The 16,533-nt window shown below is 62.6% G+C and carries 15 protein-coding genes; all 15 read left to right on the top strand.

Annotated elements, in window-relative coordinates; genetic code table 11:
• Positions 1 to 85: 85 nt before the first annotated feature.
• The 15 genes from lnt to pnp all read left to right on the top strand — a co-directional run bounded on the left by lnt (position 86) and on the right by pnp (position 16,477).
• On the top strand, positions 86 to 1,678 hold the full coding sequence (gene lnt, locus O7B34_RS02680) for an apolipoprotein N-acyltransferase (protein ID WP_337144756.1): 1,593 nt from the start codon (positions 86 to 88) through the stop codon (positions 1,676 to 1,678).
• Positions 1,679 to 1,815: 137 nt separating this feature from the next.
• Positions 1,816 to 2,235 (top strand): helix-turn-helix domain-containing protein, encoded by a 420-nt coding sequence (locus O7B34_RS02675; RefSeq protein ID WP_027142040.1) that lies wholly within the window; start codon positions 1,816 to 1,818, stop codon positions 2,233 to 2,235.
• Positions 2,236 to 2,403: 168 nt separating this feature from the next.
• A complete protein-coding gene (gene metK, locus O7B34_RS02670; protein WP_140507658.1) occupies positions 2,404 to 3,669 on the top strand; it encodes a methionine adenosyltransferase in 1,266 nt (421 codons plus the stop codon).
• Between the two features lie 26 nt (positions 3,670 to 3,695).
• On the top strand, positions 3,696 to 4,397 hold the full coding sequence (gene trmB / locus O7B34_RS02665) for a tRNA (guanine(46)-N(7))-methyltransferase TrmB (protein WP_140746512.1): 702 nt from the start codon (positions 3,696 to 3,698) through the stop codon (positions 4,395 to 4,397).
• Between the two features lie 356 nt (positions 4,398 to 4,753).
• Positions 4,754 to 5,401, top strand: coding sequence for a ribosome maturation factor RimP (rimP, locus tag O7B34_RS02660; protein ID WP_337144755.1), 648 nt, complete (start codon positions 4,754 to 4,756; stop codon positions 5,399 to 5,401).
• A 49-nt stretch (positions 5,402 to 5,450) separates the two neighbouring features.
• Positions 5,451 to 7,046, top strand: a complete 1,596-nt coding sequence (gene nusA / locus O7B34_RS02655) for a transcription termination factor NusA (RefSeq protein ID WP_027142036.1) — start codon at positions 5,451 to 5,453, stop codon at positions 7,044 to 7,046.
• Between the two features lie 38 nt (positions 7,047 to 7,084).
• Positions 7,085 to 7,735, top strand: coding sequence for an RNA-binding protein (locus O7B34_RS02650; protein ID WP_337144754.1), 651 nt, complete (start codon positions 7,085 to 7,087; stop codon positions 7,733 to 7,735).
• A complete protein-coding gene (gene infB / locus O7B34_RS02645) occupies positions 7,732 to 10,308 on the top strand; it encodes a translation initiation factor IF-2 (protein ID WP_337144753.1) in 2,577 nt (858 codons plus the stop codon). Before O7B34_RS02650 ends, infB begins: the two co-directional genes overlap by 4 nt.
• 125 nt (positions 10,309 to 10,433) lie before the next feature.
• Entirely contained in the window at positions 10,434 to 10,844 is a 411-nt protein-coding gene (gene rbfA / locus O7B34_RS02640) for a 30S ribosome-binding factor RbfA (protein ID WP_027142034.1), read from the top strand.
• Positions 10,844 to 11,824 carry a tRNA pseudouridine(55) synthase TruB gene (gene truB / locus O7B34_RS02635; protein ID WP_337144752.1) on the top strand — a complete coding sequence of 327 codons (981 nt, stop codon included), beginning with the start codon at positions 10,844 to 10,846 and terminating at the stop codon, positions 11,822 to 11,824. The genes rbfA and truB overlap by 1 nt, the downstream gene beginning before the upstream one ends.
• 116 nt (positions 11,825 to 11,940) lie before the next feature.
• Complete coding sequence (locus O7B34_RS02630; RefSeq protein ID WP_337144751.1) at positions 11,941 to 12,168, top strand: hypothetical protein; 228 nt, start codon at positions 11,941 to 11,943, stop codon at positions 12,166 to 12,168.
• Positions 12,169 to 12,213: 45 nt separating this feature from the next.
• Positions 12,214 to 12,720, top strand: a complete 507-nt coding sequence (locus O7B34_RS02625) for a type II toxin-antitoxin system RelE/ParE family toxin (protein ID WP_337144750.1) — start codon at positions 12,214 to 12,216, stop codon at positions 12,718 to 12,720.
• A complete protein-coding gene (gene corA / locus O7B34_RS02620; protein ID WP_337144749.1) occupies positions 12,617 to 13,600 on the top strand; it encodes a magnesium/cobalt transporter CorA in 984 nt (327 codons plus the stop codon). Before O7B34_RS02625 ends, corA begins: the two co-directional genes overlap by 104 nt.
• A 109-nt stretch (positions 13,601 to 13,709) precedes the next feature.
• Positions 13,710 to 14,051 carry a 30S ribosomal protein S15 gene (gene rpsO / locus O7B34_RS02615; protein WP_280940095.1) on the top strand — a complete coding sequence of 114 codons (342 nt, stop codon included), beginning with the start codon at positions 13,710 to 13,712 and terminating at the stop codon, positions 14,049 to 14,051.
• A 278-nt stretch (positions 14,052 to 14,329) separates the two neighbouring features.
• A complete protein-coding gene (gene pnp, locus O7B34_RS02610) occupies positions 14,330 to 16,477 on the top strand; it encodes a polyribonucleotide nucleotidyltransferase (RefSeq protein ID WP_337144748.1) in 2,148 nt (715 codons plus the stop codon).
• Positions 16,478 to 16,533 lie beyond the last annotated feature (56 nt).

Below are 16,533 nucleotides of genomic sequence, written 5' to 3'. Positions count from 1 at the left end.
CAGCCGGGTGGTGGCGCCGGCGTTTGGATTGCAGGCCGCGGCCTGATAAATCTTGCGTCCTGATTCTAGCGACTCGGAAGTATTCATGGTGCGCCTTGCCGGTCGGATAATTCTGCTCTGGGGCTGGCGCCGCGCGCTGGTGGCCTTTTTCGCCGGGGCGCTGGCGGTGCTGGGCCAGGCGCCTTACGATTTCTTCGCCGCCTGTTTCATTTCGTTTCCGGTGCTGGTCTGGCTGCTCGACGGCGCGACCGGCGAAGCCTCCGGCAGCCTGTTGCGGCGCCTGCGGCCGGCCTTCGCCGTCGGCTGGTGGTTCGGCTTCGGCTATTTCCTCGCCGGCCTCTGGTGGATCGGCTCGGCGCTGCTGGTCGAGGCCGACGACTTTGCCTGGGCGCTTCCCTTCGCTGTGGTCGGCATTCCTTTCGCGCTCGCATTTTTCTATGGCTTCGCAACGATGGTCGCCCGGCTCCTGTGGAGCAGCGATATCGGCCGTATCGCCGCCCTTGCCTTCGGTTTTGCGCTGGCGGAGTGGCTGCGCGGTTTCCTGTTCACCGGTTTTCCCTGGAATGCCGTCGGCTACGCGGCGATGCCTGTACCTATTTTGATGCAGAGCGTCTCGGTGACCGGCATGATCGGCATGAACGCGCTCGCGGTCTTCCTTTTCGCACTGCCGGCGCTGCTGGCGACGCGCCGGCATCTTCGGCTGGGCGCCACGCTGTTTGTCATACTCGCCGCAGCCCATGCCGGCTTTGGCTATGTCAGGCTCACGGCCCCCGAAAGGCCGGCGACGCGCAGTCTCGATGTCCGCATAGTCCAGCCTGCCGTCGACCTGTCGGAAAAGTGGGACGCCTCGGTGCGTGACCGCATCTTCGCCACCTTGCTGGGCCTGTCCGCCAAGGCGCCGGACCCAGGTCACGAAAAACCGCAACTGATTCTCTGGCCGGAAACTTCGGTGCCGTTCCTTTTCACCGAGCGCCCCGATGCCTTGACGGCGCTGGGCGACATGCTGGGCGACGGCCAGATGCTGATCGCCGGCGTCGTGCGTGAAGAGGGCGGCTCGGCCGCCAGCGCCGACAGCCGCTACTACAACTCCGTTGTGGCGATCAACGACAAGGGCGAAATCGCCGATGCCGTGGACAAGGTCCATCTGGTGCCGTTCGGCGAGTACCTGCCTTTTGCCGACCTGCTCGGCCGTTTCGGCATCGAACAGCTCGTCGCCGGGCCGTTGACGTTCACGGCCGGCAACGAGCGTCATCCCATCGCGCTGCCGGGCGGCATTCGTGCCCTGCCATTTATCTGTTATGAGGTGATCTTTCCCGATCTGGTGGCAGTTGACGCTACGTCAGCGCAGCTTATTGTGAACGTTACCAATGATGCGTGGTTCGGCGACACGCCGGGACCGTATCAGCATTTCAGGCAGGCTCAGATTCGCGCGGTGGAGAACGGATTGCCCTTGTTGCGTGCTGCCAACAACGGCATCTCGGCCGTTGTCGACACGCATGGCCGCGTCGTCGATGCGCTGGCGATCGACGCGCGCGGGGTCATCGATGTGAAGGTGCCTGTTTCCGAACAGACGGTGATTTCGCCCAACCAGCGGCGCATTAACGGAATGCTGATCATGTTGCTGTTTGCGCTGGTAGGGCTGCTGTTGAACGTAAGGCAAAAGCTACGGGTGAATTGACAGTTGGCACATTAGAAACTCATACTGTACGGCCTGAAAATTTCTCGAAGCCGGTGGATCGTTCTGTTGGGGCAGTCGCCTCCGGCTTTGTTTGGGCAGGAAAAAACACAAAGCCGAAAAAATTCGGCGAGGAAAAAATGACAGAAGAAAACAAGAAGAAACCCAATCCCATCGATATTCACGTTGGAAGTCGGGTTCGGCTTCGCCGCAATATGCTCGGAATGAGCCAGGAAAAGCTGGGCGAGAATCTCGGCATCACGTTTCAGCAAATCCAGAAATATGAAAAGGGTACCAATCGCGTCGGTGCCAGCCGTCTGCAGGCGATAGCCTCGATACTCGGCGTGCCCGTCGCCTTCTTTTTCGAGGATGCGCCGGGTCAGGAGTTGACGGCCAACCGCGGCTTTGCCGAGGATAGCTCGATGGCTTTCGCGGTCGAATTCTGCGGCAGTCCCGAAGGGCTTCAGCTCAACCGGGCCTTTGTCAAGATCGCCGACGTCAAGGTGCGCCGCAGGATCATAGACCTGGTGAAATCGCTCGCCGAGGGCGATCTCGACTGATCGGCGATGCGCTTCGCACCGGCGGCGTGCACCGCCGGTGGCACAAGATATCGCTTCCGACATTCAGGCCAGACCCGCGGCAACGCTTGACGAGCAGCGCTCCGCACCGCTAACACGTGGCGCGCCAAAATCGGCAGCCTGCCGATCGTTTTTCAAGAGGGGACACCCGTGACGCGGCAGAACTACTTCTTTACCTCGGAATCCGTTGCCGAGGGCCATCCGGACAAAGTCTGTGATAGGATCTCCGACGAAATTGTCGATCTGGTCTATCGCGAAGCCAAGAAGACCGGCATGGACCCGTGGAAAGTCCGTGTCGCCTGCGAGACGCTCGCGACCACCAACCGTGTCGTCATCGCCGGCGAGGTGCGCGTTCCCGAGACACTCTTGAAGAAGGACAAGGCCGGCAACGTCCTCAAGGACGCCGCGGGCCATCCGGTCGTCAATCCGGCGAAGTTCAAATCCGTCGCCCGCAAGGCGATCCGCGAGATCGGCTACGAGCAGGCCGGCTTCCACTGGAAGACGGCCAAGATCGAGGTGCTGCTGCATGGCCAGTCGCCTGATATCGGCCAGGGCGTGGACAACGCCGCCGACCGTCAGGGCGAGGAAGGTGCCGGCGACCAGGGCATCATGTTCGGCTATGCCTGCCGCGAGACGCCGGACCTGATGCCGGCGCCGATCTACTACAGCCACAAGATCCTTGAGCTTCTGGCCGCCGCCCGTCACGAAAACAACGGCGAGGCTGGCAAGCTCGGGCCGGACGCCAAGAGCCAGGTCACAGTCCGCTATGTCGACGGCAAGGCCGCGGAGGCGACGCAGATCGTGCTGTCGACCCAGCATCTCGATTCGAGCTGGGATTCCAAGAAGGTCCGCAAGGTCGTGGAACCCTATATCCGCGAGGCATTGGGTGACCTCAAGATCGCTGACGACTGCATGTGGTACATCAACCCGACCGGCAAGTTCGTCATTGGCGGTCCGGACGGCGATGCCGGCCTGACCGGCCGCAAGATCATCGTCGACACCTATGGCGGCGCGGCTCCCCATGGCGGCGGCGCCTTCTCCGGCAAGGACACCACCAAGGTCGACCGGTCGGCCGCCTATGCGGCGCGCTACCTGGCCAAGAACGTCGTGGCGGCGAAGCTCGCCGACCGCTGCACCATCCAGCTTTCCTACGCCATCGGCGTCGCCCAGCCGCTGTCGGTCTATGTCGACCTGCACGGCACCGGCAAGGTCGATGAGGCAAAGCTCGAGGACGCGCTGCGCACCGTGATGGACCTGTCCCCGTCAGGCATTCGCCGTCATCTCGATCTCAACAAGCCGATCTACGCCAAGACGTCGTCTTACGGCCATTTTGGCCGCAAGGCCGGCCGTGACGGATCTTTCTCCTGGGAAAAGACAGATCTCGCCAAGGCGCTCAAGGATGCTGTCGCGGCCTGATCGCCACGACAGACCACGCGACCCAGATGAGCCAGCAAGACAGGCCAAGCCGTACGACCGAAGCCTTCTTCGGCCGTCGGCGCGGCAAGCCCGTTCGCCCGCAGCAGGCGGCGGCCCTGGAAAGCGGCCTCGGCGCCTACCGGCTCGATCTGACGGCTGAAGCGCCGTCGGAATTGCGAACCTTGTTCAAAACCGAGGTTTCGGAGGTTCGGCTCGAGATCGGCTTTGGCGGCGGCGAACATCTTCTGCACCGCGCGACCGAGGCGCCGACGATCGGCTTCATCGGCGTAGAACCCTTCGTCAACGGCATGGCCAAGATGATGATGGCGGTGCGGGCAGCGCCGCTGGCCAATCTCAGGGTCTACGACGACGACGCCACCCAGTTGCTTGACTGGCTGCCGCCGGCCTCGCTCGACGGCATCGACCTTCTCTATCCCGATCCCTGGCCGAAGAAGAAGCACTGGAAGCGGCGTTTCGTCAGCCCGGTCAATCTCGACCGTTTCGCGCGCGTCCTGAAGCCGGGCTCGAAATTCCGCTTCGCGTCGGATATCGACACTTATGTGAACTGGACCTTGCTGCATTGCCGAGCGCATGGCGCCTTCGCATGGCAGGCGGATGAGGCGGCGGACTGGCATCGCTCCTATGAGGGCTGGCCCGGCACGCGCTATGAGGCCAAGGCCATTCGCGAGGGTCGCCGGCCGGCCTATCTTACCTTCATCAGGACGTAAGCCCGCCCGACCGGCAACGGCTGCGGCAACTTGCCGTGAGCCGGGATCATCGATAAATCGCCGCGATCCCAGCGGCTCAATACATCCCTAACTTCTGCATTCTCCGGCCCTGTAGCCATGCTGTCCGTGCCATCCCCAGCCTCCATTGGCTGGGGATGAGAACCGGACAACTCATGTGCTACCTAATCCGGACAATTCATGTGCTTACGACAGGCCGGCACTGCGGGCTTGAAACACCAGCCCGGATCGTTTATATCGACGTCAAATTCTTGGTCGGGATGACGAAGAGTGGGTCCACCCGGTCCCGCTCTTTTTTATTACCTGCCGATAGGTTCGAAACGAACAACAGGCAATTGATGACTGCAACGGCAAGCGAAGGTGACGACCGCATCATCCGCGAAAGCGGCATCGATGCGCGCATTGCGCTGATCGTCCAGCCGGTGCTGCGCGGCATCGGTTTTCGCCTCGTGCGCGTGCATCTGTCCGGCCAGAACGGGCTGACGCTGCAGATCATGGCCGAGCGTGAGGACGGCACCATGACCGTCGAGGATTGCGAAGAGGTCAGCCGCGCGGTGTCGCCGGCGCTCGACGTCGATGATCCGATCGAAAAGGCGTATCATCTCGAAGTTTCCTCGCCCGGCATCGACCGGCCCTTGGTGCGCAAATCGGATTTCGTGACCTGGACCGGTCATCTGGTGAAGATGGAGACATCGGTCGTCGTCGCTGACCGCAAGCGTTTCAAGGGCAAGATCGCCGAGGCCGGTGAGAGCGACGTGCTGATCGAGCGCGACAAGGCGGCCTATGGTGAGGAGCCCACGGTGCGCGTGCCCTATGACACCATTGCCGATGTCCGGCTGATCCTGACCGACGACCTCATTCGCGAAGCGTTGTCGAAGGACAACAGGGCGCGCAAGGAAGCCAAGAGACGCCGCGGTGAACCGGACGACGATGTGTCCGAGGGTGCGGAACCGGACGCCACGGAAGAACACGAACAGGAAATTTGATTGAGCTGCCGGGCGCAAAGGTCCGGCGAACAGGCTCGGGAGAAAGAACATGGTTGTAAGCGCCAACAGACTTGAACTGCTGCAGATTGCCGATGCGGTCGCGCGTGAAAAGTCGATCGACAAGTCGATCGTCATCGCCGCCATGGCCGATGCGATCCAGAAGGCGGCACGCTCGCGTTATGGCCAGGAGACCAACATCCGCGCCGACATCAACCCGAACACCGGCGAGATGAAACTGCAGCGGCTGATGGAAGTGGTCGAGAAAGTGGACGACTACGCCACCCAGATCGCCATTTCCTCGGCCCGTGAGCGTAATCCCGATGCCCAGCTCGGCGATTTCATCGCCGAGCAGCTGCCGCCGATGGATTTCGGCCGTATCGCCGCCCAGTCGGCCAAGCAGGTCATCGTGCAGAAGGTGCGCGAGGCCGAGCGCGACCGCCAGTATGATGAGTACAAGGACCGTATCGGTGAGATCGTCAACGGCACCGTCAAGCGCGTCGAGTACGGCAACGTCATCGTCGACCTCGGCCGCGGCGAGGCGATCATCCGCCGCGACGAGCTGATCCCACGCGAAAACTACAAATACGGCGACCGTGTCCGTGCCTATGTCTACGACGTGCGCCGCGAGCAGCGCGGCCCGCAGATATTCCTGTCGCGCACCCATCCGCAGTTCATGGCCAAGCTCTTCACCATGGAAGTGCCGGAGATCTATGACGGCATCATCGAGATCAAGTCGGTCGCCCGCGACCCGGGCTCGCGCGCCAAGATCGCCGTCATCTCGCGTGATAGCTCGATCGACCCGGTCGGCGCCTGCGTCGGTATGCGCGGCAGCCGCGTCCAAGCCGTCGTCGGCGAATTGCAGGGCGAGAAGATCGACATCATTCCGTGGTCGCCTTCGGCCGCCTCCTTCATCGTCAATGCACTGCAGCCGGCGGAAGTCGCCAAGGTCGTGCTCGACGAGGATGCGGAGCGCATCGAAGTGGTGGTTCCCGACGATCAGCTGTCGCTGGCCATCGGCCGCCGCGGCCAGAACGTGCGCCTTGCCTCGCAGCTCACCGGCTGGGACATCGACATCCTGACCGAGGCCGAGGAATCCGAGCGCCGTCAGAAGGAATTCGTCGAGCGCTCGGCGCTGTTCATGGAAGCGCTCGATGTCGACGAGATGGTCGGCCAGGTGCTGGCTTCCGAAGGCTTCACCAGCGTCGAGGAAGTCGCCTATGTCGATGCCGGCGAGATCGCCTCGATCGACGGTTTCGATGAGGATACCGCCTCTGAAATCCAGACCCGCGCCCGCGAGTATCTGGAGAAGATTGAGGCCGAGCACGACGAGAAGCGCAAGGCGCTGGGCGTTTCGGATGATCTGCGCGAGATCCCCGGCGTCACCACCGCCATGATGGTGACGCTCGGCGAGGACGGTGTGAAGACGATCGAGGATTTCGCCGGCTATGCCGCCGACGACCTCACCGGCTGGAAGGAACGCAAGGACGGCGAGACCAAGGTCTATCCCGGCGTGCTGGCCAATCACGGCGTTTCGCGCGCCGATGCCGAGCAGATGGTTCTGGCCGCTCGCCTCAAGGCCGGCTGGATCACCGAAGACGAGCTTGCGGCCGAAGAAGAAACGGCTGACGAAGCCGTTGGTGCGTGAGGTGAAACCGCATCGCACACAACCCGCCCTTGGACGAGATGAACGATCGCACCTGCATCGTCACCCGAAAACAGGCCGAACCGGATGAACTGATCCGGTTCGTCGTCGGTCCGGATTCGGCCGTCGTTCCCGATCTCAAGAGAAATCTGCCCGGCCGTGGTTGCTGGGTGAGTGCCGACCGCCTACATATCGAGAAGGCGGCGGCCAAGAACCTTTTTGCCCGCGCCTTTAAGGCACAGGTGGTCGTGCCGCCCGATCTCGGTGGCATGGTCGACGGGTTGCTCTCCAGATACGCTCTGGGCATGCTGGGCCTTGCCCGCAAGGCAGGCGCGATTTCGCTCGGTGCTACCAAAGTCGAGAGCGCGGTGCGCGGTGGGCTGGCGCTTTTCGTGCTCCACGCGACCGAAGCGTCCGACGATGGCGTGCGCAAGATCAGCCAGGCGCGGCGGGCGACCGTCCATATCGGCGGCCCTTCCATCCTTGCCTACAAACTTTTCTCCGAGGTCGAGTTGAGCTTGGCATTGGGGGGTACAAATGTGATACATGCTGCCGTCCTCGCGGGAGACGCGGGTAAGGCGGTCCAGAAGCGCATGGTTGCGCTCGACCGATATCGGGGCGGAACCCCGGACGATCTTGCAATGCTTGCGGCCGTTGCTGACGAAGATGATGCCGCAGAGGATATGGAATGAACGATACGAAATCGGGCGACGACAAGACGTTGAGTGTTACACCGAAGAAGACCTTGACGCTGAAGCGCCCCGGCATGGAACAGGGCACTGTGCGCCAGAACTTCTCGCACGGCCGTACCAAGTCGGTCGTGGTCGAGACCAAGAAGCGCAAGTTCTCGCTGCCCGGCGACAAGCCGGAGCCGGCTGCGGCTCCGCCTGCGCCCGTCTTCACGCCGAAGCCGGCAGTCGTGGCGGCACCTGTCGTGCAGGAAGCGCCCAAGGCACCGCCCCCGCCGCCGCCTCCGGTCGAGCGCAGCGGCATGGTTCTGAACGAACTGTCGCGCAGCGAAATGGAAGCGCGCCGCAAGGCGCTCGAGGGCTCGAAGGTCCGCGAGGTCGAAGACCGTCAGCGCGCAGCCGACGAGGCCAAGCGCCGCGCCGAGGACGAAGAGCGCCGCAAGCGCGAACGCGAGGACTCCGCACGCCGCCAGGCCGAGGAAGAGGCCCGGTTGCAGACCGAGGCCGAATCGCGCCGTCGCGCCGAGGAAGAAGCACGCCGCCGCGCACCGCAAGCCGCTGAGTTGGCGACCGCCGACGAGGAGGAAGGGGCCAAGCCGAAGCGGGCGACCGCCGGTGCACCGGTGCGCCGCCTGGTCACGCCCGAAGTGGCACGCCCGGCCAAACCCACCAAGAGCGAGGAAGACCGCCGCCGTGGCAAGCTGACACTGAATTCCGCGTTGTCCGACGAGGATGCGCGGGCCCGTTCGCTGTCGTCGATGCGCCGCCGCCAGGAGAAATTCAAGCGCGCGATGCACAATGAACCGCGCGAGAAGGTCATGCGCGAAGTGATCCTGCCCGAAACCATCACCATCCAGGAATTGGCGCAGCGCATGTCCGAGCGTGCTGTCGACCTGGTCAAGTACTTCATGAAGCAGGGCCAGATTCTGAAGCCGGGCGACGTCATCGACGCCGACACGGCCGAGCTGGTGGCCACCGAATTCGGCCATACGGTCCGCCGCGTCGCCGAGTCGGATATCGAGGAAGGCCTGTTCAATATCGCCGATCGTCCGGAAGACCTCGTGTCGCGTCCGCCGGTCGTCACCATCATGGGCCACGTCGACCACGGCAAGACGTCGCTGCTCGATGCGATCCGCAACGCCAATGTCGTTTCCGGCGAGGCCGGCGGCATCACCCAGCATATCGGCGCCTATCAGGTCGAGAAGAACGGTCAGAAGATCACCTTCATCGACACGCCTGGCCACGCCGCATTCACGGCGATGCGCGCCCGTGGCGCCCAGGCCACCGACATCGCCATCCTGGTGGTGGCGGCCGACGACAGCGTCATGCCGCAGACGATCGAATCGATCAGCCATGCCAAGGCTGCCGGCGTCCCGATCATCGTGGCGATCAACAAGATCGACAAGCATGATGCCGATCCGCAGAAAGTGCGCTCGGAACTCTTGCGTCATGAAGTCTTCGTCGAATCGATGGGCGGTGAAGTGCTGGACGTCGAAGTGTCGGCGACCAAGGGCACCAATCTCGACAAGTTGCTCGAAGCGATCCTGCTGCAAGCCGAAATCCTCGACCTCAAGGCCAACCCCGACCGCACCGCCGAGGGTGTCGTCATCGAAGCGCAGCTCGACAAGGGCCGTGGTCCCGTCGCCACCGTGCTGGTGCAGACCGGCACCTTGATGCCTGGCGACATCCTTGTCGCCGGCAACGAATGGGGTCGCGTGCGCGCGCTGGTCAACGATCGCGGCGATCAGATCAAGGAAGCGCCGCCGGCAATGCCGGTCGAGGTGCTCGGCCTTCAGGGAACCCCGCAGGCCGGCGACCGCTTCGCCGTGGTCAACAACGAAGCCCGTGCCCGCGAGATCACCGAATATCGCCAGCGTCTGGCGCGCGAGAAGGCGGTGGCCAGGCATGCCGGCCAGCGCGGCTCGCTCGAACAGATGATGTCGCAGCTGCAGACGAGCGGGTTGAAGGAATTCCCGCTGGTCATCAAGGGCGACGTGCAGGGTTCGATCGAAGCGATCAATGCTGCCCTGGACAAGCTCGGCACCGATGAAGTGCGTGCGCGCATCGTCCATTCCGGCGCCGGCGCCATCACCGAAAGCGACGTCTCGCTGGCGGAAACGTCGGGTGCGGCGATCATCGGCTTCAACGTGCGCGCCAATGTGCAGGCGCGCGCCGCGGCCGCGGCCGCGGCCATCGAGATCCGCTACTACTCGATCATCTACAACCTGGTGGATGATGTGAAAGCGGCTCTGTCGGGCCTGTTGTCGCCGGAGCGTCGCGAGACCTTCATCGGCAATGCCGAGATCCTCGAAATCTTCGACATCACCAAGGTCGGCAAGATCGCCGGCTGCCGTGTCACCGAAGGCAAGGTCGAACGTGGCGCGGGCGTACGCCTGATCCGCGACAACGTCGTCATCCACGAAGGCACGCTGAAGACCCTGAAGCGTTTCAAGGACGAGGTTTCGGAAGTCCCTGGCGGCCAGGAGTGCGGTATGGCCTTCCAGAACTACGAGGACATGCGCGTCGGCGACGTCATCGAGTGCTTCCGCGTCGAGATGGTGACCCGCACACTCTGAGTTCGAGTGGCTCGTCGATACCGGGCGGTGGTCGAAAGACCGCCGCCTCAGTGCTATTGAGAATGACCGTTTGAGACATGCGGCACGGTTCCATCCCGCGCCTCACGCTTTCAGGATTGAGAAAAATGCCCCGTTCCACGACATCAAGTCCATCCCAGCGCATGCTGCGCGTCGGCGAGCAGGTGCGCCATGCGCTCTCCGAAACCTTGCAGCGTGGCGAGATCATCGACCCGTTGATTGAAAACTCGGTTGTTTCGGTCTCCGAAGTGCGCATGTCGCCCGATCTCAAGATCGCCACCGCCTTTGTTTCTCCGCTCGGCGCCAAGGACGCCGACGCGGTGATCGAGGCGCTGAACAAGCATGCCAAGTTCGTGCGCGGCCGCGTCTCCGGCGCGCTCAGGCAGATGAAGTACATGCCGGAATTCCGCTTCCGGCTGGATACGTCCTTCGACAATTTCGCCAGGATCAACGATCTGCTGAAATCGCCCGAAGTGGCGCGCGATCTGGATAGCGACGACAATAAGGAAGAAGAATAATGGCGCGTCGCGGCAAAAAAAAGGGCCGGCCGGTCTCCGGCTGGGTGGTCCTGGACAAGCCGGTCGGCATGGGCTCGACCGAGGCCGTGTCCAAGATCAAATGGCTGTTCCAGGCCGAAAAGGCCGGCCATGCCGGCACGCTCGACCCTCTTGCCTCCGGCATGCTGCCGATCGCGCTCGGCGAAGCCACCAAGACCGTGCCCTACGTGCAGGACGGCGCCAAGGTCTATCGTTTCATCGTTGCCTGGGGCGATGAGCGTTCCACCGACGATCTTGAAGGGCCGGTGACGAAGAGCTCCGAGTTGCGCCCGGCGGAAGCCGAGGTGCGGGCGCTGCTGCCGAAATACACCGGCGTCATCATGCAGACGCCGCCGCAATTCTCGGCCATCAAGATTGCGGGCGAGCGCGCCTACGACCTCGCCCGCGAAGGCGGGACGGTCGACATACCCGCGCGCGAGATCGAGATCGGCCGGCTCGATATTGTCGAGCACAAGCCGGACCAGACGATTTTCGAAGTCGAATGCGGCAAGGGCACGTATGTGCGTTCGCTGGCCCGCGACATGGGCCGCGACCTCGGCTGCTTCGGCCATATCAGCGAGCTGCGCCGGGTCGAGGTCGAGCCGTTCACGCCGGAGGATTTCGTCACCATCGCCGAACTCGAGGCCGCCCGCTTCGGCGCGCAAGGCGAGGACAAATCGGACCCAGAAGCAGATCCTGCTGACGCGGTGGAAGTGCCGATCGATTTCGGCGCCATCGACGGGCTTCTCGTCGACACGTCAGCGGCGCTCGACTGTCTGCCGCAGATCGCCATCAGCGATGACGCGGCGACAAAGATCCGCCTCGGCAATCCGGTCATCATCCGTGGCCGTGACGCACCGGTGGAGGCGGAAGAGGCCTGCGCGACGTCACGCGGCAAGCTGGTCGCCATCGGCGCCATCGAGCAAGGCATGTTCAAGCCCAAGCGGGTCTTTGCCGGGTGACCGGTCTGATCTCCATGGCGGCATGGGCACGGAGCTTGCGGAACAGCGGATAGTGAAGGCGGTTCGCGAAGCTCGTTCTACTTTTCTTGTGTGCAGATTAAGTGCATGATCCGATCATGACAGACCTTCTTGAAAAAGCCGTTGCCGTGGCAAGGGTCCTTTCTCCGGCCATGCAAGATGAGATTGCTCGCGCCATGCTTATGCTTGCTGCCGAGGAGTCGGAGCCGGTGCCTTTGACGCCTGATGAGCGTGCGGCTATTGCGAGATCGCGATCGGCTGCTGCACGCGGCGAATTTGCAACCGACGACGAGGTGCGTGCTATGTGGGCCAAGTACGAACTGTGAAGGTTCGCTTCACCAGTCCGGCCCTTGCTGACCTGAAGAATATCGTTGGACCACATCAATGTTCATTCGCCGCGAGGCGCCCATCGTGTCCGGCTACGCATCAAGCTTTTGTTGGAGCGGATTGCGGGTCAGCCATTTCTTGGCAAGCGAACGGACGATCCTGCCATCCGTCGTCTCGCAACCGTCCCCTATCCCTATCTAATTTTTTACGAAGCGGCTGACGAAGAAATCATCGTTCATGCCGTACGTCATGGTGCCCGATCGCCATGCCAGGTCAATCATAGGCATTCGATCATACGCATTTATGGCAAAAAAGCAGGTTTCGACGGGTGGTGGCATGGCGAAGGCCGAGGTGGTGAAAAAACGGGCGCCGGTGAAGACGAGGCGGCCGCCTGTCGGCGCCTCGCCCGGCACGCTGATCGCCGATCCGGCGGCGCGGCGCTCCGAATTGCGGCTGACCCTGATCTCGCCGCAGAAGTTCAAGACGATCGACAATGCCAGCATCGACGATGTCGAGGCCAATTGCCGGAAATGGCCGGTCATCTGGCTTGACTGCACCGGCCTCGCCAACATCCAGTTGATCGAGGAGATCGGTCGCATCTTCAGCCTGCATCCGCTGGCGCTGGAGGATGTCGTCAATACCGGCCAGCGGCCGAAAGTCGACTTCTTCGAGGATCACGCCTTCGTCGTCATGCGCATGATCGACGATGTCACGTCGCATCGCTACGAACAGATCGCTCTCTTCCTGGGCGAGAACTTCGTCGTCACCTTCCAGGAACGCGAGGGCGATCCGTTCAATCCGGTGCGCAAGCGCATCGAGAGTTCGGCGCCCAACCGGTTGCGCACGCGCGGCGCCGACTATCTCGCCTATGCGCTGATCGACGCCATCGTCGACAGCTATTTTCCGCCGATCGAGGCCGCCGGCGACCTTGTCGACAGCATCGAGGACCAGATGTTGCATTCGACGCACAAGCACCAAATGCGGCAGTTGCACGAATTGCGGCGCGATGCCAACGTCCTGAAAGGCGTGCTGTGGCCCATGCGCGATGCGTTGGCCACGCTGATCCGTAACGACGTGGCCTATGTCGGAGCCGAGACCAAGGTCTTCCTCAACGACACGCTCGACCATTCGCTCAGGCTGATCGAACTGGTCGAGACCCAGCGCGACATGCTGACGGGCCTGATCGAAATGCACCTGTCGCTGAGCCAGGCCCGCACCAACGACGTCATCTCCTATCTCACCATCGTCTCGGTCATCTTCATGCCGCTCACCTTCCTGGTCGGCATCTGGGGCATGAATTTCGACCCCGCGAGCTCGCCATGGAACATGCCGGAGCTGAAGGCGTACTACGGTTATCCGTTGTCGCTGCTGTTCATGGCTGCCGTCGCTGTCGGGCTGATTGCATTCTTCAAATGGAAGAAATGGCTTTGACTGGGATTAGACCTGCCATTTGAGCGTCAAAAGCCGGCTTGTGAATTGGGCTGGTGTTTTTCGGGGAATTGCACTATATGCGCCGCAGCATAGCGCCTTGACGCTTTGCATGCACGGCCCCTGCTGGACGACATCCCGGCTGTGGGCGACCCGTTTCCTCAAACAGATAAGGAAAAACACGATGTCGATTACTGCCGAGCGCAAACAGGAATTGATGGGTGAATTCGCAACCGCCAAGGGCGATACCGGTTCTCCGGAAGTCCAGGTAGCCATCCTTTCCGAGCGCATCAAGAACCTGACCGACCATTTCAAGGACCACAAGAAGGATAACCATTCCCGCCGTGGTCTGCTCGCTCTCGTGTCCCAGCGCCGCAGCCTGCTTGATTATCTCAAGCGTAAGGACGACACGCGCTATCAGACACTGATCGAGAAGCTCGGTCTGCGCCGTTGACGAATTGACCGGCGGACTTTCCCAGGAAGTCCGCCGGTCACGCATTCTGCCAGTCGTATCGGCTGGCCAGACCCGGTTTCGAGCGTGCAGAGGGCCACTCGAAACCGCCCATGGACGGTCATGGGGCAGGATTGCAGGACGCTCGTGCGCGCTCGCCGCGCTTAAATCATCCGAGCTTCCCGTTGTCTTGCCCGTGGCTGCCCGAGAAAGGAAGCCAGGGAAAGGGCATCCGCGCACCGTGAAACGGCGCGCCCCTTTCCGCTTATTAAGGACAAGACATGTTCAATCACCACAAAGTGGAAATCGAATGGGGCGGCCGTCCGCTCATCCTCGAAACCGGCAAGATCGCGCGCCAGGCTGACGGCGCGGTGCTCGCCACCTACGGCGAGACCAAGGTTCTCGCCACCGTCGTTTCGATGAAGGAGCCGAAGCCCGGCCTCGACTTCTTTCCGCTGACCGTCAACTACCAGGAAAAGACCTATGCCGCCGGCAAGATCCCGGGCGGCTATTTCAAGCGCGAAGGCCGTCCGAGCGAAAAGGAAACGCTGGTTTCCCGCCTCATCGACCGCCCGATCCGCCCGCTCTTCGCCGCCGGCTACAAGAACGACACCCAGATCGTCGTCACCGTCGTCCAGCATGATCTCGAAAACGATCCGGACATCCTGTCGATCGTTGCCACCTCGGCCGCTCTGACGCTCTCCGGCGTTCCGTTCATGGGCCCGGTCGGCGGCGCCCGCGTCGGTTACATCAACGGCGAATATGTGCTGAACCCGCATGTCGACGAGATGCAGGAATCCAAGCTCGACCTCGTTGTCGCCGGCACCGCCGACGCCGTGCTGATGGTCGAGTCGGAAGCCAGGGAACTTGGCGAAGAGCTGATGCTCGGCGCCGTCATGTTCGGCCACAAGGGTTTCCAGCCGGTCATCGACGCCATCATCAAGCTGGCCGAAGTTGCCGCCAAGGAGCCGCGCGACTTCACCGCGCCGGATTATTCCGCACTTGAGGCCGCGATGCTGAAGATCGTCGGCGACGAGCTCAGCGATGCCTACAAGAACGTCGACAAGCAGAAGCGTTATGCCGCCGTCGACGCCGTCAAGGCGAAGGTCAAGGCAGCGTTTGCCCCCGCCGAAGGCGAAGACGCCAAGTACACCTCCGAACAGATCGGCTCGGTGTTCAAGGAGCTCCAGGCCAAGGTCGTGCGCTGGAACATTCTGGACACCGGCGCGCGCATCGATGGCCGCGACCTCAAGACCGTGCGCAAGATCGTCTCCGAAGTCGGCGTCCTGCCGCGCACCCACGGCTCGGCGCTGTTCACCCGCGGCGAGACCCAGGCGCTGGTCGTTGCCACGCTCGGCACCGGCGAGGACGAGCAGTATGTCGATTCCTTGACCGGCATGTACAAGGAGAAGTTCCTCCTTCACTACAACTTCCCTCCCTACTCAGTCGGTGAGACCGGCCGCATGGGATCGCCCGGCCGCCGCGAAATCGGCCACGGCAAGCTCGCCTGGCGCGCCATCCGTCCGATGCTGCCGAGCGCTGACCAGTTCCCCTACACGCTGCGCGTCGTCTCGGAGATCACCGAGTCCAACGGTTCGTCGTCGATGGCTACCGTCTGCGGTACCTCGCTGGCGCTGATGGATGCCGGCGTGCCGCTGGCCAAGCCGGTCGCCGGCATCGCCATGGGCCTGATCAAGGAAGGCGAGCGCTTCGCCGTGCTCTCCGACATCCTTGGCGACGAGGACCACCTCGGCGACATGGACTTCAAGGTTGCCGGCACCGAAGGCGGCATCACCTCGCTGCAGATGGACATCAAGATCGATGGCATCACCGAAGAGATCATGAAGATCGCCCTCGGCCAGGCCAAGGACGGCCGCCTGCATATCCTCGGCGAGATGGCCCATGCTCTGACCGGCGCCCGCCCCGAACTCGGCGAGTTCGCGCCGCGCATCGAGGTCATGCACATCCCGACCGACAAGATCCGCGACGTCATCGGTTCGGGCGGCAAGGTCATCCGCGAGATCGTCGAGAAGACCGGCGCCAAGATCAACATCGAGGACGACGGCACGGTCAAGATCGCTTCCTCGAACGCCAAGGAGATCGAGGCGGCGAAGAAGTGGATTCACACCATCGTTGCCGAGCCGGAAGTCGGCGAAATCTACGAAGGCACGGTCGTCAAGACCGCCGACTTCGGCGCCTTCGTCAACTTCTTCGGTCCGCGTGACGGCCTCGTCCACATCTCGCAGCTTGCCAACGACCGGGTCGCCAAGACCTCGGACGTCGTCAAGGAAGGCGACAAGGTCTGGGTTAAGCTGATGGGCTTCGACGAGCGCGGCAAGGTCCGCCTGTCGATGAAAGTCGTCGACCAGGCCACCGGCAAGGAAATCGCGCGCGAGAAGAAGACAGAAGGCGAAGAAGACGCCGCCTGAGCGATCTGACGGCAAATGAGGCGGGCGCGGCTTAGGTCGCGCCCGTTTTTGTGTAT

The organism is Mesorhizobium sp. Cs1299R1N3, from assembly GCF_037179625.1.
Taxonomy (GTDB): Bacteria; Pseudomonadota; Alphaproteobacteria; order Rhizobiales; family Rhizobiaceae; genus Mesorhizobium; species Mesorhizobium salmacidum.
This window is presented reverse-complemented; position numbering and strand designations above follow the sequence as displayed.